19 protein-coding genes are annotated in these 17,214 nt (G+C 58.5%); 16 read left to right on the forward strand and 3 right to left on the reverse strand.

Translation table 11 applies throughout. The features are described from left to right. Positions 1-136: 136 nt before the first annotated feature. Positions 137-1,039, reverse strand: coding sequence for a LysR family transcriptional regulator (locus AUC61_RS22265; protein WP_243248352.1), 903 nt, complete (start codon positions 1,037-1,039; stop codon positions 137-139). A gap of 100 nt (positions 1,040-1,139) precedes the next feature. Between AUC61_RS22265 and AUC61_RS22270 the strand changes: the two genes are divergently transcribed. From AUC61_RS22270 to AUC61_RS22285, 4 genes are all read left to right on the forward strand, one after another. Beyond that, positions 1,140-1,676 (forward strand): GNAT family N-acetyltransferase, encoded by a 537-nt coding sequence (locus tag AUC61_RS22270; RefSeq protein WP_243248353.1) that lies wholly within the window; start codon positions 1,140-1,142, stop codon positions 1,674-1,676. 170 nt (positions 1,677-1,846) lie between these two features. Then, positions 1,847-2,923, forward strand: a complete 1,077-nt coding sequence (locus tag AUC61_RS22275; protein WP_243248354.1) for an ABC transporter substrate-binding protein — start codon at positions 1,847-1,849, stop codon at positions 2,921-2,923. Beyond that, positions 2,910-3,908 carry an ABC transporter permease gene (locus AUC61_RS22280; RefSeq protein ID WP_243248355.1) on the forward strand — a complete coding sequence of 333 codons (999 nt, stop codon included), beginning with the start codon at positions 2,910-2,912 and terminating at the stop codon, positions 3,906-3,908. Before AUC61_RS22275 ends, AUC61_RS22280 begins: the two co-directional genes overlap by 14 nt. Beyond that, positions 3,902-4,696, forward strand: coding sequence for an ABC transporter ATP-binding protein (locus tag AUC61_RS22285; RefSeq protein ID WP_243248356.1), 795 nt, complete (start codon positions 3,902-3,904; stop codon positions 4,694-4,696). Before AUC61_RS22280 ends, AUC61_RS22285 begins: the two co-directional genes overlap by 7 nt. 15 nt (positions 4,697-4,711) lie before the next feature. Here AUC61_RS22285 and AUC61_RS22290 read toward each other — a convergent pair whose 3' ends face one another. Then, on the reverse strand, positions 4,712-4,948 hold the full coding sequence (locus AUC61_RS22290; protein WP_243248357.1) for a hypothetical protein: 237 nt from the start codon (positions 4,946-4,948) through the stop codon (positions 4,712-4,714). A 257-nt stretch (positions 4,949-5,205) separates the two neighbouring features. Between AUC61_RS22290 and AUC61_RS22295 the strand changes: the two genes are divergently transcribed. Then, positions 5,206-5,859: a TetR/AcrR family transcriptional regulator gene (locus tag AUC61_RS22295; protein ID WP_243248358.1), complete on the forward strand. Its 654-nt coding sequence runs from the start codon at positions 5,206-5,208 to the stop codon at positions 5,857-5,859. Between the two features lie 39 nt (positions 5,860-5,898). On the opposite strand, the gene AUC61_RS22300 is transcribed toward AUC61_RS22295, so the two are convergent. Next, positions 5,899-8,658 carry a beta-glucosidase gene (locus AUC61_RS22300; protein ID WP_243248359.1) on the reverse strand — a complete coding sequence of 920 codons (2,760 nt, stop codon included), beginning with the start codon at positions 8,656-8,658 and terminating at the stop codon, positions 5,899-5,901. Between the two features lie 481 nt (positions 8,659-9,139). On the opposite strand from AUC61_RS22300, the gene AUC61_RS22305 reads away from it, so the two are divergent. The 11 genes from AUC61_RS22305 (at position 9,140) to AUC61_RS22355 (ending at position 17,214) form a co-directional block, all read left to right on the forward strand. After that, positions 9,140-9,367 (forward strand): hypothetical protein, encoded by a 228-nt coding sequence (locus AUC61_RS22305; protein ID WP_243248360.1) that lies wholly within the window; start codon positions 9,140-9,142, stop codon positions 9,365-9,367. Between the two features lie 85 nt (positions 9,368-9,452). After that, the gene (gene gspE, locus AUC61_RS22310; protein ID WP_243248361.1) at positions 9,453-11,189 is read left to right on the forward strand and encodes a type II secretion system ATPase GspE; all 1,737 of its coding nucleotides are present in this window, start codon (positions 9,453-9,455) and stop codon (positions 11,187-11,189) included. After that, a complete protein-coding gene (gene gspF / locus AUC61_RS22315; protein WP_243248362.1) occupies positions 11,186-12,388 on the forward strand; it encodes a type II secretion system inner membrane protein GspF in 1,203 nt (400 codons plus the stop codon). Before gspE ends, gspF begins: the two co-directional genes overlap by 4 nt. A 24-nt stretch (positions 12,389-12,412) precedes the next feature. Continuing rightward, a complete protein-coding gene (gspG, locus tag AUC61_RS22320; protein ID WP_243248363.1) occupies positions 12,413-12,844 on the forward strand; it encodes a type II secretion system major pseudopilin GspG in 432 nt (143 codons plus the stop codon). 9 nt (positions 12,845-12,853) lie between these two features. Next, positions 12,854-13,291 (forward strand): GspH/FimT family pseudopilin, encoded by a 438-nt coding sequence (locus tag AUC61_RS22325; protein WP_243248364.1) that lies wholly within the window; start codon positions 12,854-12,856, stop codon positions 13,289-13,291. Further along, a complete protein-coding gene (locus AUC61_RS22330; RefSeq protein WP_243248365.1) occupies positions 13,288-13,665 on the forward strand; it encodes a type II secretion system protein in 378 nt (125 codons plus the stop codon). The genes AUC61_RS22325 and AUC61_RS22330 overlap by 4 nt, the downstream gene beginning before the upstream one ends. Next, the gene (locus AUC61_RS22335; RefSeq protein ID WP_243248366.1) at positions 13,662-14,282 is read left to right on the forward strand and encodes a prepilin-type N-terminal cleavage/methylation domain-containing protein; all 621 of its coding nucleotides are present in this window, start codon (positions 13,662-13,664) and stop codon (positions 14,280-14,282) included. Before AUC61_RS22330 ends, AUC61_RS22335 begins: the two co-directional genes overlap by 4 nt. After that, entirely contained in the window at positions 14,279-15,013 is a 735-nt protein-coding gene (locus AUC61_RS22340) for a type II secretion system protein GspK (RefSeq protein WP_243248367.1), read from the forward strand. The genes AUC61_RS22335 and AUC61_RS22340 overlap by 4 nt, the downstream gene beginning before the upstream one ends. Continuing rightward, entirely contained in the window at positions 15,010-16,083 is a 1,074-nt protein-coding gene (locus AUC61_RS22345; RefSeq protein WP_243248368.1) for a PilN domain-containing protein, read from the forward strand. Before AUC61_RS22340 ends, AUC61_RS22345 begins: the two co-directional genes overlap by 4 nt. Beyond that, positions 16,058-16,693: a type II secretion system protein GspM gene (gspM, locus tag AUC61_RS22350; protein WP_243248369.1), complete on the forward strand. Its 636-nt coding sequence runs from the start codon at positions 16,058-16,060 to the stop codon at positions 16,691-16,693. The genes AUC61_RS22345 and gspM overlap by 26 nt, the downstream gene beginning before the upstream one ends. After that, positions 16,690-17,214 (forward strand): general secretion pathway protein GspN, encoded by a 525-nt coding sequence (locus AUC61_RS22355; RefSeq protein ID WP_243248370.1) that lies wholly within the window; start codon positions 16,690-16,692, stop codon positions 17,212-17,214. The genes gspM and AUC61_RS22355 overlap by 4 nt, the downstream gene beginning before the upstream one ends.

A 17,214-nucleotide genomic window follows, 5' to 3' on the forward strand; every position in this document is an offset into this window, starting at 1 on the left:
CTGTCTTAGAGATCTGCCGACCGTTCGATGACGGTGTGAGCGGCCTGTAACCGGCGTCGCTCAAAAATGTTGACAGTCATCGTACAACTACCGATGAAAGTGCGCAACCATGGAGTGTCGGGCACAGGGCCGCGTTTCAAGTCAGGATTTGCAGTCGCTTTAGCCCTCGCAACGCATCAACAACCTCACGTAGCGCCCGGTTGACCGGTTTGTCCTGTCGCAGTACCAGGCTCAGGGTACGAACCAATGGCGGCGTCAGGCTATGAATGTGCAGGTTGCGCTGATGATGGGCTGTGGCTACCGCAATGCGTGGCACGATGCTGTAGCCCAGCCCGGCAGCGACCATCTCTTTGATCGCTTCGATGCTGCCCAGCTCCATCACCGGTTTAGGTTGAACACCGGCATGCTGGAACCACTGATCGATCAGCAGGCGTGTGCTGCTGCCTGTTTCAAATACCACCAGAGGAAGGTTGCTCAAGGTCTCGGCATCGAGCGGCAGCTTCAGATCGGCTTGTGCAGGGGCAAATATCCCGACCATTTCGTCTTCCAGCAGAGCCGTGACGTGCAGGCTACGTCCGGCTGCGGGCAGGGTGACCAAGGCCAGGTCAATCCGGTTTTCTTCCACGGCCTTGAGGATCGCCTCGGTATTGCCGGTGCGAACCCGCACATCCAGTTTCGGGAACGCCGTGCGCAACGCTTTCAGGATGGGCGGCAATAGATGAATACACGCGGTGGCGCCAGTGCCGATGACCACCTGGCCAGCGACCCCTTCGGCATGACTGGCCAGATCCTGCAGGGCATCGTCGATCACCGAATCGATACGACCGATATGGCGTAACAGGGTCAGCCCGGCCGTTGTCGGTTTCAGACGCTTGCCCACCCGCTCGATCAGGCGCAGGTTCAGACGTTGTTCCAACAGACGTATATGCAGGCTCACAGCAGGCTGTGTCAGGTTCAACGCAGTGGCTGCAGCCGAAAAACTGCCGTGGTGGATGACCTCGGAAAAGCTGTTCAAGTGATTCAGGTTCAATGGCTGCATGGCAAAGTTTTACTTATGCTTGGGATGAGTAATCATAGCTTTATTAAGGTATCGGGCGTCGTCATGATTGCCGCACTTGTAGTCGTTACCGAGAACCAACATGAATCACGATCTAATCCTGCGCACCGCTCGCGAGGATGACATGCCCGCAGTACAGGCTATTTATGCGCACCACGTGCTGACCGGCATTGCCAGCTTTGAACTGCAACCGCCTTCAGTCGAGGAAATGGTGCGACGCCGCGCTGAAGTGCTATCCCGTGAACTGCCGTATCTGGTTGCCGAACTGGCGGGAGAGGTCGTTGGCTATGGTTACGCCACCCTGTATCGACCCCGACCCGGCTATCGTTTTACGGCGGAAGATTCGGTGTATATGGCAGAAGGCATGGCCGGTAAAGGTATCGGTCATGCGCTGTTGAGCGCTGTCATCAATCACTGCGTGCAGGGTGGCTGGCGCCAGATGGTGGCGGTGATCGGCAACAGCGAAAACCATGGCTCATTGCGACTGCATGAAAAGCTGGGCTTTCGTCGGGTCGGCGTTTTCGAGTCGGTTGGCTTCAAGCACGGGCGTTGGGTTGACACCGTGTTGATGCAGCGAGCGTTGGCGGAGGGGAGTGATACGCTGCCCAACGATCAGTGAGGGTGTGGTGATCGATAGACTGTTTGCATATTAGTTTAGAATTTAAATGCATTTTCGGAATAAACAATCCGGTGATATGGTTTTAACCAGTCACTGGAAACCTTGAGAAAAGTTATAAGAAAGGGATTTCGGCTGGCGGCCTGACTTCTAACTTCTCAAGGAATACCTGCATGGCAGCTTTTGATCATCTCACCCGCCGTCGTTTGCTTGGCCTGACCGGTGTTGCTCTTGCCAGCCCGTTACTGGCTTCTGTTCCCGGTTTTGCCTGGGCTGCCGACGAGCATGCCGGGCACAACGTCGGCGGCGCTGACGCCGAGCCCGCGGGCACCGGGGAGTTCATCAAACTTGCCGAAACACGCAAGCTCAAACTGGCAATCAATCTCAATGCGGTATGTCTGGCGCCGGTCGTGATTGCACACGGTCAGGGCTTCTTCACCAAACACAATCTGGACGTCGAACTGGTCAATTTCGGCAACTCTACGGAAGTGCTGCTTGAGGCCATAGCCACTGGTAAAGCGGACGCCGGTGTCGGCATGGCCTTACGCTGGCTGAAAGCATTGGAGCAGGGGTTCGACGTCAAACTCACCGCGGGCACTCATGGCGGCTGCTTACGCTTGCTCAGTGCGGTCAACAGCCCGGTGCAAAAGCTCGAAGACCTCAAGGGCAAGGCTATCGGCGTTACCGACATGGCCAGCCCGGATCGTAACTTCTTCTCGATCCTGCTCAAGAAACACGGGGTTGATCCTGTGCGTGACGTCGAATGGAGACTGTATCCGGCCGATCTGCTGGGTACCGCTCTGGAGCGCGGTGAAGTGCAGGCCGTCAGCGGCAGTGACCCGTTCATGTACCGGCTTATTCAGGGCGGTAAAGCCCGCGAACTGTCGAATAACCTGGTCGATGAGTATGCCAATCTCAGCTGCTGCGTGGTGGGCGTTACCGGCAAGCTGGTGCGTGAAGAGAAGCGCGTCGCAGCGGCGTTGACCCAAGCGATTCTTGAAGCCCATGACTACTCCGTGAAACACCCTGAAGTCGTCGCCAAAGGGTTCCAGGCCCACGCGCTGAACACGTCGGTGGAAGAAGTGAAGGCCATCCTTCATGACCACACTCACGGCCACCATGCGGTAGGCGCAGCGTTGACCCAGGAAATCGTCACCTACGTGACCGATTTGCAGACGGTTGAAGTGATTCGCAAGAACACCGACCCCGTGGCCTTCTCCAGGGAGATCACCGCCGATGTCTTCAATTGAAGTCGCACCGCAAATAGCTGCCCAAGAGCAAGCACCCGCCAGATTCTGGCGGCAGGGTGCGGTGGCCGTTGTCGCCTGGATTGGCGTCGCGCTGCTGATCGCTTATTTCCCTAACGCTACCCGTAACTGGCCGATGACGCAGGGGCTGGCCAATCTGTGTCTGGCGGTCGCCGCGTTGATTGGCCTGGCGGGCATTCTCGGTCGCTGGTTTCCGGCTGTGCAGCGTCGGGCCCATCCCGCAGGTGCCTGGCTGATTGCCCTGCCGCTGTTGTTGGGGATCTGGGAGCTGCTTACCGCCAAGCTGGCAGTCCTGCCGGTGCCTTTCTTTGCGCCGCCGCAAGCGCTGCTCGATGTCTATATCGAAGACTGGCCTCGGTTGGCAGACAGCTTGCTCAATTCAGCGCTGTTGCTGGGAACGGGTGTGGCACTGGGTGCCGTTACCGGTTTTGTCGCGGGCGTCGCCATCGGCTGGTCGACCAGCATCGGCTATTGGCTGCATCCGGTCTTGCGCATTCTGGGGCCGGTGCCGTCCACCGCCTTGCTGCCGCTGTGCTTCTTCCTGTTCCCGAGCAGTTGGAGCGCCAGCGTGTTCCTGATTGCACTGGCGACGTGGTTTCCGGTCACGGTGCTCACCTGGTCGGGCGTTGCCAGTGTCGACAAGGCGTACTACGACGTTGCCCGGACACTGGGTGCGAAGCCGGGCTTTCTGATTTTCAACGTGGCGATCCCGGCTGCATTGCCGCACGTTTTTGTCGGCTTGTTCATGGGGCTTGGCGCGTCGTTCTCGACCCTGGTGGTCGCGGAAATGATGGGGGTGAAGTCAGGCATTGGCTGGTACTTGCAGTGGGCTCAAGGCTGGGCCGCCTACGCCAATATGTATGCGGCATTGTTGATCATGGCGCTGGCCTGTTCCGGGTTGATTTCCGGGCTGTTCCTGATACGTGATCGCTTGCTCGCCTGGCAACAAGGAGCCATGAAATGGTAGCCACTGCATCTGCTTCAACGGTTTCAACGTCCGCCGGGCTGGCGCTGCGTATTGAGCATCTCAACCACGGTTTTGCGCTGGACGGGCAGCATTTGCCGGTTCTGGAAAATGTATCCCTGGACGTTGCGCCGGGTGAGTTCGTCGCGCTGCTGGGGCCGTCGGGATGCGGCAAGTCTACTTTGTTGCGATTGGTAGCCGGGCTGGAGCCCGCTGACAGTGGGGCGCTATCGGCGGACGGGCTGTCGATCAGAGGCCCCGATCCGAGTCGTGTTGTCGTCTTTCAGGATCCGACGCTGTATCCGTGGCGACGCGTGTGGGACAACGTTGCGCTAGGGCTGCAAGCTCAGGGCCTGCTCAAGATCCACTCCGGCAAAGTGGATGCTGCATTGGCCACGGTGGGCCTCAGCAGTTTCGCCCGCGCTTATCCGCGACAACTGTCAGGTGGTATGGCCCAGCGTGTGGCGCTGGCCCGCGCGCTGGTTAACGAGCCGCGGCTGCTCATCCTCGACGAACCTCTGGGCAAGCTGGATTCGCTGACCCGCATCACCATGCAAAAAGAGCTGATTGATTTGTGGCAGCGCCAGGGCTACACCGCGTTGCTGGTGACTCACGACGTGGAAGAAGCGCTGCTGCTGGCCAATCGCGTCATTGTCTTCAGCGACCGACCGGCCAGCATCAAGGCGCAACTGACCATCGAGCGACCTTATCCACGGCATCGTGACGATCCGTATCTGGTCGACCTGCGCAAGCAGATTCTGGGGCTGCTCGGGTTGGGGGAGAGCTGGTAGCGGTATAGATCGGGCTTAAAAACGGGCCTGAGCTGAATACTCCGGCCCGTCATTGAAGCAGGCCAGGTCTACCAGCAGGGTTTCCCACTCCACGCCATCGACGAACTGGTCCAGATGCGCCTGACCCGCGTCGGCATCCGAAGCGGTGATGGTTTTCATCGGTTCCGGCTGAACGTTGATGCTTTCCGGTGTGGCAGTTTTGATCGCAAGGCGAGCGAGCAGCGATTCCTTGAGCAGCAGTAGATAGGACATGGACTAATTCCTTGCTGATAGCGTGAGTATCGGTCTGCGCTGCACTGTTATTGGACGAAACACCGGTACAAGACTTCTAATTGGTGCGCCTTGTGCGGCGATTGGTCCGGCAGTGCGGCAAATGGCGGCCTGACACCAGTACCCTTGAAAATAGCGTGCCAACCTGGAACGTTCGTTCAGTTTATGGCTGGGCTTCAATGATTGCGACGGTTTGTCTTTGCCGGTAGGGTAGCCGGCTGTCTGGCAAGGAGCTTGAAATGACTCAGTTAACCCCGCCCGGAGTGGCGGCTGAAGCGCTTGATCGTCCGAAACAGCGTCGCGCTCCCAAAGGCGAAAAACGCCGTGAAGAGCTGCTTGATGCGGCCTTGCAGGTTTTTTCTCTTGAGGGTTACAGCGGCGCCTCTGTTGCACAGGTCGCCTCGATTGTGGGTATTTCGGTCGCCGGGCTGTTGCATCACTTCCCCAGCAAGATATCGCTGCTGATGGGCGTGCTGGATCGTCGTGACAGGGCCAATAGCCGGATCGCCGAGGAAGTGCGTTCAGACAAGAGTCTGACCGGCTTGCTGGGGAGTCTGCGCGCAATCAACCGTTCAAACGCAACCGCGCCTGGCGTGGTGCGGGCGTTCACCATTCTCAATGCGGAAAGCCTGGTCGAAGGGCATCCGGCCTGGAACTGGTTTCAGGATCGCTACGAGTTAATCCATGGCAGGCTGATCGGACAGTTTACTGATCTGGTCAATGCGGGAGAGGTGCGGGCCGATGTCGACCTGCCGGGGTTGGTCCAGGAGATCCTGGCGATGATGGACGGCTTGCAGATCCAGTGGCTGCGCTTTCCGGAAAAAGTGGATCTGGTGGAACGTTTCGACAGCTACATCGCACGGGTCGATGCGGCGATAAGGGTTCGTCCCTGAACCCGTCTTAAAACTTCTATCCCTGAGTCAGCCGATCAATTACTCGGCTGTTTCATCACTGTCGCTGTTTTGGTCCAGCAAGCCGCCAGTTTTGACAGCCGACTCACGCAACGTCGAGTTCAGCGCCGAACGCGGCAGCGGGTTGCTGGTCGTGGTCGACAGTTCCTGACGGAACGAATTGGTCAGCTTGGCGTTGAGGCGAATGTCCTGAGACGACGCGCCCACCGACAGGTTGAAGCTGTCCGCATCGACGATCCACTGCTTGCTCTTCTCGTCGAAGTAGGCAAGTGAACGGTCGTTCAGCTCGATGGTTACGCGCTTGCTTTCGCCCGGATTGAGGAACACTTTCTTGTAGCCCTTGAGCTCTTTGATTGCGCGATCCACTTTAGGGTTCTGCTGACCCACATACAGCTGAGCCACTTCCGAACCGCCTACCTTGCCGGTGTTGGTCAGGTCAAACGACACTTTGATCGGCGTGTTGCCCACTGCGACACCCGGGGTGACGCTGATGTTGCTGTAGCCGAACGTGGTGTACGACAGGCCGTAACCGAACGGGTAGAGCGGCTTGATGCCTTTCTTCTCGTAACCGCGATAGCCCAGGAACAGGTCGTCCTTGTAGTCCATCGTTTCAAGCGAGTTGTCGTTGGCAAATTTCGGGAAGCTCTCGAAGACCGGGTTGTCTTCGATGTTGCGTTCGATACTGATTGGCAGCTTGCCCGATGGGTTGACCTTGCCGAACAGAATCTCGGCCAGGGCCTGACCACCGTTCTGGCCTGGGTAGAACGCATGCAGCGCTACCGGAACCTGATTGATCCAGTCGCTCATTTTCAGGCCAGTGCCGCCGAACATGGTCACGACTGTGTTCGGGTTGACCTTGGAGATGCTCTGGATCAGTTGGCTCTGGTATTCCGGCAGTTCAAAGCTATGGTCGAAACCTTCGCCTTCGTACTCAGCGCTGTTACCAACAGCGACGACTACGGCGTCATACGCGGACAGATCCTGCGGAGCGTTGAGCGATGCCCAGCTCATCTGCACGCCTACCAGGCCGCCCATGGTCGACAGGTATCCGGCACGGCGCGAGTATTCAAGCTTCACGTCGTAGGATTTACCGGCTTCCATTTCGACTTTAGCGAATTCCGGAATGGTTGGCGGAATGCTGTTACCCGGGATCGGATTGCCTTCGCCGTTATCAATGATCTTCTTGCCGTTGACCCACAGACGGATTGCACCGTCAGCACGGACCTTGAACACTTGCTCGCCACTTTGGGTAGGAGTGACCTTGCCGCTGTAGCGAATCGACGTGGAGGAGGTGTCCCCGTTCAGTTCGCCAGAAGTCGAGCCTTTGTTGGTGTACGGGTCGGAGCTGCCGGTATTGCTTTCGAAAGGCAGGTCGGAGTCGTTCGCCCAATCCAGATCAATGCGTTTTTCTGTGCGGGTCACGGCTGGGTCGCCGGACCAGTTGGCATTGGCGAAGTATTCGGCTTTCAGGCCCTGAACGTCGTTGCCCGCCGTGTTGGTGCTGGACCAGACCGAAGTAGTCGGGTCCAGAGAAAGGCCGTCGATGAACTCTACTTTGGCACCCGGTGCCAACTGCTGCAAACCGCTCAGCTCGCTGATGTAGTGAGCCGCTTCAACATTGGCGCTACCGAAACCGGTCGGTGGTGCGTATTTGGCGAGGTTGCCGACGACAGCGATCTTCTTGACTTTCTGCTTGTCCAGCGGCAGCAGATTATCCTGGTTCTTCAGCAACACGATGCCTTCACGCGCAGCGTTCAGAGCCACCTTGTTGCTGGTGGAGCTGTTCATGTTGTGCGTGGTCAACGGCGCTTTGCTGTCGAACTTGTACAGGTAGATCTGCTTGAGGATGCGACGGACTTTATCGTCGATGGTCGCCGGGTTCAGCTCACCGCTGTCCAGGAACGGCTTCAGCACGCTGCTGTTCATCTGGTAGCCCATCATGTCCAGGTCGGCACCGGCCTGAGCAGCTGGAAGACCATGAACGATGGCGTTGTAATCGCTCTGAACAAAGCCTTTGAAGCCCCATTCGCCTTTCAGAATGTCGCTCAGCAGATGCTTGTTTTCGCAGGCGTATTCGCCGTTGATCTTCTGGAACGAGCACATCATCATCGCGACTTTGCTGTTCTTCGCCGCCGACTCGTAGGCTGGCAGCGACATTTCACGCAGTACACGCTCGCTCATGATCTGGTTCAGCTTGAAGCGGCTGCTTTCCTGGTCGTTGGCGGCATAGTGCTTGGCGTTAGCCCACACGCCACGCGACTGAATGCCGTTGATAACAGCCGGAGCCAGGCTTGCGCCCAGGAACGGATCTTCGCCGGAGAGGTATTCGAATGCACGTCCACCATAAGGCATGCGATACAGCGTGATGCCCGGGCCGGTAACGAACTGATAGCCGCCGGTAGCCGTGTCATAACCCAGCGCGCGACCCAGATCGATTGCACGACGCGGGTTCCAGGTGGCGGCCAGGTTAGGGCCGGACGGGTAAACCACGCCCTGAGCGTTGCCTTCGCTGGTGTAGCGGACGCCGATGCCGCCATCCGTACCGTGAATCTGTGGCACGCCGTATTGAGTCAGGGGCTTCACGTCCCAGCCACCAATACCGCCGATGTAGGCCAGTTTTTCTTCCATGGTCATTTTGGCCAGGGTTTTTTCTGCGGCTTTTTCGGCGCGGCTGACTTTGCCTTCATCCAGCGCAGGGCTGGTGGCTGCGTGGACCTGCGAGACGGCCAGTGCCAGCAACGCAAGGGCTGACTTTGCACCGATCATTTTCCGTTTGTTCATGTATATCTCCGACTACTGATTTTCAAGTTCTGTGCTTTTAGAAGCTGATCACGTCTGATTGCTCACGAATTTTATTCGGGCAATAGTTCACCTTCTTCGCGACTTTCCGAGTGTTGATCTCAGTGCAATAGTTAGTGTTTTTCAGGTGTAGTTATATTGTAAGAATTATGTGTTGCTTGTCTTTACTTGATATCTAAGTGCCATCGCAAGGTGGCACTTTGATTCGCGTTGGCGGCGTAATTAAGGCAATTCCGGGCTTCAAATGTCAAATAAAAGCTGGTTTTTAGCGAAATTTGTTTTTTTTCCTTACAAAAATGAACTCATGCTAAACCTACTGGTCGATTGGTTTAAGAATTTTCGGTGCGTGGAGTGTCTCCTGCCAATGGTGGGGTGCCGAAGTTCAGCTTAGTTGCGTTGTTAGTGCTCCTGGAGAGGGATCGCTTTTGCGTGGCTTATTATTTTTATTATGTGGAGAATGGTTATGAAGTTGCCTCTGATCGGTGCAGGTGTTGTATTGGGTTTCGTACTGTGTGGCGCAGCTGTTGCAGCTGAAGCGACCGATGCCGATGCGAAGTCCGGTGCTACCGACTCCACCGTGCTGACCCAGACTCAAGACGCCAAGGCGCTGAAAAAGCATCAGGCACAGACCACCAAAGGTGGCCGTCCGCTGGACAACACAAAAAACAATTCGCAAAAAACCTCGAATTGATGGTCTAACCGTTTTTCTCCCGGCCTCCTGATATCATCGGCGGCCGGAAGCCTTGCTCCTTCGATCTGTACAGATGCCCGCACCTATGTTGTCAGCCCCCGTCGATACCTCCCGATTAGTGATCCCCGATGCCGAGCAGGTGTGCGCGTGGCTGATGGAAAATGCCGGTCTGAAGACCGTTGATCTGGAACGTGCGCGGCGTTTGGCTCAGGAATCGGCTCAGGAATCTGAAGCTGCCGAGCTGTTGGGCCTGTTGACTCGATTGGGTCTGGTCTCCGAATTTGAATTGGCCCGTGCCTGGGCGGCCTTGCTTCATGCACCGCTGGTACTCGCCGAGTCCGCGCCACCACTGCTTGACCCATTGCCACCGTTGACCGAGCGCTTCATGCGCCACTACCAGATCGTGCCGCTGGGCTGGAGTCACGGTGGCTTGCGCGTGCTGGCGGCCAATCCACATCTGCTTTATCCGTTCCAGGCAGTGGCTTATGCGTGCGACGTGCCGGTGTGGCTTTCCGTAGGGCCGCGGAACGAAGTCGAAACCCTCATCGAGCGTTATTACGGCCAGGGTCGTTCAGCCATGGGCACGCTGATCGAGAACCTCGACGAAGAGGGCGGCTCGCTTGAAGACATTGAACACCTGAAAGACATGGCGTCCGAGGCGCCGGTGATTCGCCTGGTCAACCTGATCCTGCAGCGCGCCGTTGAACATCGGGCATCGGACATTCATATCGAGCCGTTTGAAAGCCAGCTCAAAGTCCGTTACCGCATTGACGGTGTGCTGCACGAAGCCGAAGCGCCGCCGTCCAGTTCATCGGCTGCGGTGATCTCCCGCGTGAAGATCATGGCCCGGCTGGACATCGCCGAGCGCCGCTTGCCGCAGGACGGCCGGATCATGCTCCGGATTCAAGGTAAAGAGCTCGACTTGCGGGTGTCCACCGTGCCTACCAGTTTTGGTGAGTCGGTGGTCATGCGCCTGCTGGATCGGCAGACCATCAACTTCGACTTCCCGAGCCTGGGCTTCGACGGCGAACGCCTCGACGAATTTCTGGAAGTGCTGGAACGTCCTCACGGCATCCTGCTGGTTACCGGGCCGACCGGTTCCGGTAAAACCACCACGCTCTACACCGCGCTATCCCGGCTTAATACTGCCGAGCGCAAGATCATCACCGTTGAAGACCCGGTTGAATATCAACTGGAAGGCATCAACCAGATTCAGGTCAAACCGTCTATTGGCCTCGACTTCGCTGGTGCCCTGCGCTCCATCGTGCGTCAGGACCCGGACGTGATCATGATCGGTGAGATGCGTGACCTGGAAACCTGCCGCATTGCGATTCAATCCTCCCTTACCGGTCACTTGGTGCTCTCGACTTTGCACACCAACAGCGCCGCAGCGAGTATTACCCGCTTGCTGGACATGGGTGTCGAGAGCTACCTCATTGCCTCCACCGTTAACGGCATTCTGGCGCAGCGCCTGGTGCGTCGTCTCGACCCTGCGACCCGCGAAGCTTTTGAAGCGCCGCCTGAATTAATAGAAGAGCACGGACTTGATCGTTTTACTGACGAACGTCCCATCATGCTGTACCGTCCACGCCCCGATGCGCCCGGGGGCGGTTATCGCGGACGAAGCGCGATTACCGAATTGCTGGTCATGAATGAAGAACTGCGCAGCTTGCTGATGCGTCATGCCGACGCGTCGACCCTTGAACAAGCCGCTCGCCGTGGCGGTTTGCGGACCCTGCATGAAGAGGGTCTGCGTCAGGCCGTTGCCGGTGTAACGTCTCTGGAAGAAGTCCTGCGAGTCACTCGTGGTGAAGGCAATTGAGCCTGTTCAAGTTTCGCGCGCTAGACAGCCAGGGTGTCGCTCAGAACGGAACGCTGGACGCCAAGGATCAGGACACGGCCGTCAGCGTTCTGCAAAAACGTGGCTTGCTGGTCCTGCACATTGAAGCGGCAGGCATGGGCGGTCTGCGCAATGCACTCGGTCGAGGCATGCTCAATGGCGCGGCGCTGGTCAGTTTTACTCAGCAGTTGGCGACATTGCTGGGGGCCGGTCAACCCCTGGAGCGCTCGCTCGGCATTTTGCTCAAACAGCCCGGCCAACCGCAGACGCGCGCGCTGATCGAGCGTATCCGCGAGCAGGTCAAGGCAGGTAAACCGTTGTCGGCAGCGCTGGAAGAGGAGGGCAGTCAGTTTTCCTCTCTCTATATAAGCATGGTCCGCGCGGGCGAAGCGGGCGGCGCGCTGGAAAGCACTTTACGACAACTCAGCGACTACCTGGAGCGCAGTCAGTTGCTGCGTGGCGAAGTCATCAATGCGCTGATTTACCCGGCGTTTCTGGTGGTAGGCGTGCTGGGTTCCCTTGCATTGCTGCTGGCCTACGTGGTGCCGCAGTTCGTGCCTATTTTCAAGGATCTGGGTGTGCCGATTCCCATGATAACTGAAGTTATTCTGGGGCTGGGCGAGTTTTTAAGCGCGTATGGGCTGGCGGTGCTTGCCGCAATTATCGCGTTGATCTGGTTCATGGCCGTGCGCATGCGCGACCCGCAAAGACGTGAGCGCCATGACCGACGTGTGCTGGGTATTCGCATCATCGGCCCGCTGTTGCAGCGGGTCGAAGCGGCACGCCTGGCCCGCACGCTCGGGACGTTGCTCAACAATGGCGTTGCCCTGCTGCAGGCGCTGGTCATCGCCCGGCAGGTCTGCACCAATCGGGCTTTGCAAGCCCAGGTGGCGCAGGCCGCCGAATCGGTAAAAGGCGGCGGGACGCTGGCAAGCGCTTTCGGCGCACAACCGCTGCTGCCTGACCTTGCACTGCAAATGATTGAAGTCGGCGAACAGGCCGGTGAGCTGGACAGCATGCTGCTCAAGGTCGCCGACGTGTTCGACGTCGAGGCCAAGCGCGGCATCGACCGCATGCTTGCAGCGCTGGTACCGGCGCTGACCGTGGTCATGGCCGGGATGGTGGCGGTGATCATGTTGGCGATCATGCTGCCGCTGATGAGCCTGACCAGCAATATCTGAATTTTCGAAAGAGGAACGATCCTGATGAGCTTCAGCCGTAAACGCTTTAAACCTGGCCGCAAACAAAGCGGCTTCACCTTGCTGGAAATGCTCGCGGTCATCGTGCTGCTGGGTATCGTTGCCACCATCGTCGTGCGTCAGGTCGGCGGTAACGTCGACAAGGGCAAATACGGCGCGGGCAAGGCGCAACTGGCAAGCTTGAGCATGAAAATCGAAAGCTATGCGCTGGACGTCGGTTCGCCACCCAAGTCTTTGCAACAGCTGGTTGAAAAGTCCGGCAATGCCTCTGGCTGGGCTGGCCCGTACGCCAAACCTTCGGACCTGAAAGACCCGTTCGGCCACGCGTTCGGCTATCGCTTCCCGGGTCAGCACGGCACTTTTGACCTGATCTTTTTCGGCCAGGATGGCCAGGCAGGTGGCGAAGGTTACAGCGCCGACCTGGGCAACTGGGAATAAACACCGATCATGAACAGTCGTGCTGCAAGCCGTGGTTTTACCCTGATGGAAATGCTGGTGGTCATCGTTCTGATGGGCATCGCCATTGGCCTCGTAGGGTTCGGCCTGCAGCAGGGTTTGAGCGCAGCAAAAGAGCGTCAGACGGTCGGGCAGATGGTTAACGCGTTACGCGCCACACGGGTCAAGGCGATTGTCACCGGTCAGCCCGCACGGACGGTTTTTGACCTGCGCAGTAAAGCGTTTCAGGCCCCTGACCAGCGCGTTCATCACTGGCCTGCGGAATTGCAGGTAACCTTGCAGACCGCCGCCGAGATGGGCTCGACCGTAGAGTTTTACCCGGACGGCGGGTCCACGGGCGGCAACTTGACGCTGGTCAATGGAGACAGGCGCTGGCGAATCGACATTGGCTGGCTGACCGGCAGCGTACAGTCCAAGGCGTTGCCATGAGCGGCGGCAGCCAAGGTGGTTTCACCTTGCTGGAAATGCTCGCAGCGCTGACCGTGATGGCGGTGTGCAGCAGCGTGCTATTGGTAGCCTTTGGTCAGAGCGCGCGTTCCTTGCAACAAGTGTCGCAGAGCGACCGGCTGACACATGCCGCGCGTACGATCATGGATCAAGAGGCGGCCGGTCCACTGGAAAGCGGTACACGGCAAGGCGTCCTGGCGGGCGACATCAGTTGGCAGCTCGATATTCAGCAGATGCCGGGGCGTAATGGTCAGGCGCGGATGTTCCGACTGGATCTGGACGTGCGTGAACACCAGCGCAGGGCGCAGTTCAGCACCCTCAGGTTACGTGGCGCAGTCACTGGAGCGGGCTCTTGAGATCGGCACAGCGTGGTTTCACGCTGCTGGAAATCATGCTGGTGCTGAGCTTGTTGGGCGTGTTGTTGACCCTGGTGGGCGGTGCGATGCTGGGCGCCAATCGTGCGGTGCTCAAAGCTCAGCGTTACACCACCAGCCTGGACGAGATGCGTGCTGCACAGAAATTCCTGCGCAGTTCCATCGGGCAGGCGCTGCCGCTGGACAGTTCGGAAGATGACAGCGAAAGTAGCGGCTTTTTTGTCGGCTCAGCGCAACGTTTGCAGTTTGTGGCGACGTTGCCGGGTGAGTTGGGCGGCGGGATTCAACTGCACACCCTTGAGGTGAAGGACCACGACTTACAGGTGGCCTTCGCGCAGATCCTGAGCACTGCGGATGGCACGACGTCCAGGCCTTGGGGCGATCCGCAAGTGCTGATACGTCATGTCGAGTCCTTGAATTTGAGTTACCGCGGTGTAACGCCCAAGGGCGAACCTACCGGCTGGATGGCCGACTGGCCTTGGCCAACTAGGCTGCCAAGGGCCGTACGCATTGATGCGAAAGTTAACGGGCCGGTGCCGTGGCTGACTGAGGTCGTGGCGCTGCGTCTGGACCTGTCTGGCGGAGCCGGGGGCCAATGAGGTCTTCATCTGGCCAGCAGCGCGGCGTTGCTCTGCTGTTGGTGTTGTGGGCCTTGGCGCTGCTCAGCCTGTTGCTTGGTGGCCTCGCCAGTTGGGTTCAACTGGAAAGCCGCCAGGCATTGTGGGCGCGTCAACACACACAGGCGCAGTTGGCTGCGCAGGCTGGTCTGGCCATGGCAGTGCAAGGCTTGAGTGACCCGCAACAACGTAAACGCTGGATAGCCGACGGCCGGGAAGTCGCGTTGCGCTTTGATGATGCACAACTGCGCGTCAGCGTACGCAGCGAGCGTGGCAAGCTGGACTTGAACAGTGCCGTGGTCGGCGATATTGCCCGTCTGGCCCTGGCCTGCGGGGCAGGGAAAGATCAGGCCACCGCAATGGCTCAAGAGATTGAAAGTCGTCGTGGCTCAGGGGCGCCGCCGCTGCGAGTGATTGAAGAAGTCCGGCAATTGCCGGGGATGACTCAGGCGCTTTACAGCCGGATGTTGCAGGAGGTGACGCTGTGGAGCGGGCTGGATCGACCGGAGCCAGCGTTTGCTTCGCCTTTGTTGCGCCGAGCCTTGAACCTGCCGAATCAGAGTGCGGTGGGCAGCGATCCGGGAGAAGTATTAATGATTGAAAGCTACGCGCTACGTCCCGGCGGGTTTCATGCCGAGCTGCAGACCACTGTTTTATTGAGCCCATCGGAGGGAAGCGCACAGCCTTATCGGGTGCTGCGTTGGCAAGAATGAATCGATTATTTTCAGCGCGGCAGATGACATTGCCTGCGCCCCTATTGGCCTTTGTCGAGCGGATCGCACAGCAGTGGCGCGGCAGTCTGCTGCAACGCGGCTGGCGTTTATGGCTGGTGGAGCTGCGGGCCTGCATGCCGGAAAAAATGCAGCGGTTGTTGATTCACGACACACCGCAGCATCTGCATGCCTGGCCATTAGTCGCGCCCTTGCCTGTGCTGTTGTCCAGTGTGCAACAGATTTTGCTGTTGCCCTCGTCAGCCGTGCTGATGCAAACCTTGCAACTGCCTTTGGCTGCGGCCCGCGATTTGAACACCGTCGTCGGTTACGAGTTGGATCGTTTCACGCCGTTTGACGCCTCGCAGCTGTATTTTGTTGCCCGGCAAGAGAAGCGTAGCGGGGCGTTTATTCAGGTCACGCTGGTGGCGATCCTGCGGGAACGCCTGGATGCGATTCTCAATGAATGCGCGGCACTCGGCTTGCAACCCTACGCGGTAGACGTGGGTAACGACGAGTCTTCACGGTTGCAGGTTGACTTGCTTCCAGCGCCCTTGCGTCCGCGTCAGCAGCGTAATGGCCTGGGGCTGCAACGCAAACTTCTATGGCTCTGCGGCGGCCTGTTGCTGGTTGCCATGCTGCTCTGGCTCAACAACCGTCAGCAGCTTTTAGATGAAATGGAGAGCACGGTACAGGCGCAAAGAGCTCAGGTCGCGCAGATCCAGAAAATCCGCCAGCAGTTGACCAACACCCGCGGTGCGGCCAGTTACCTCATACAGCGCAAAGCCGCCCAGCCTACTTTCGCTGCGCTGCTTAACGAACTGACGGCCTGCTTGCCGCGTGACACCTGGATTGATCAATTTGAAATCAATGACAGCGCCGAAGTTTCGTTTTCTGGCCAGAGCGCCAAGGCCAGTGCCTTGATCAGTCGGGTCAAGGACTGCCACAGCCTGGATAACGCCCAGTTCCAGGGGGTTATTCAGCCGGATCCGCAAACCGGCAAAGACCGCTTTTCACTGCGTGCCCATCTGCATCAGGAGGCCGCCCATGCGCCGACCACTGACCAGCCGTGAACGGCGAGGTGCCGCGTTGATCGTCCTGGCGCTGGTACTGTGTTTCGCTTACTGGTTGCTGATTGACAGCTGGTTTGCCGGGCCGCTCCGCGACATAGATACTCAGGCCGAACAGCTGCGTGAACAGCAACAGCGTTACGCCGGTTTGTTGAGCCAGGGCGACACGCTAAAAAAACAACTGGAGCAGGCGCGGAATGATCCGGCCAGCAGCACCAGCCTGCTGCCTGGTGATGACCCCAGCGCGGTGGCTGCAGACTTGATGCAGCGTATCGCCGACCTGATCAGCAGTCACGCCACGACAGGTGGTGGCTGCGCGCTGACCCAGCGAATGCCGATCACGCCTGAGCAGGACAGCGCAGAGCCGTATCGTCAGGTGAAAGTGAGTCTGACGCTGGAGTGCGCCATTGAACCGCTGACCGCTATCCTGCATGAGCTGGAGTATCAGCGACCCTTCCTGTTCATCGATGAAATGAGCGTGCGCCGTGGTGCTGATGCGCCGATTAAAGGCGGAGCTGGCAAGCTGGTCGCGCATATGTTGGTGCGCGGTTATCTGCAACCTGCAGGTGCTGAAGAGGCATCGCAAGAAGCATCCGAAGAGGAGGCTCAATGATCGGTTCATTGCGCTCCACCGAATGGGGCTTGATTGGTCTGGCGGCTGTTCTCGGCCTGGTTATCACCGCCATTGTCAGTGGTGCCGCCAACTCACCGGACTGGTTGCCGGAACAAGCACCACGTTCGTTAAACAACAAGGCAGACAAAGCCCATGTCGCGCCAACGGCGACGTTGCAAAGTCTTGCGCAAACCTGGCAGGCGCCATTGTTCAGCACTGACCGGACGCCGGACCGCTCTGTTGGCAAGGCCCAGGCGTCGAGCCTGGCTGGCTTGACCCTGACCGGGATCATGATCGACGGCGACCTGCGCGTTGCCATGATCAAGCGCGCTGACGGACCACCGCTGAAGGTTCACCAGGGTGAGTCACTGCCCAACGGCTGGAAGCTTGAAAAGCTGACCCCGATGCAAGCCGATTTTTCCTCCGATGGCCGCACTCAAAGCCTGGCGCTGCGTGCGCTGCGCCTGCCGCCGCCGTCCAAAACACCACCGATTTCTCTTCCTCGCGAGTCCACTCAGTAA

It is taken from the genome of Pseudomonas maioricensis (assembly GCF_022790535.1).
Taxonomy (GTDB): Bacteria; Pseudomonadota; Gammaproteobacteria; order Pseudomonadales; family Pseudomonadaceae; genus Aquipseudomonas; species Aquipseudomonas maioricensis.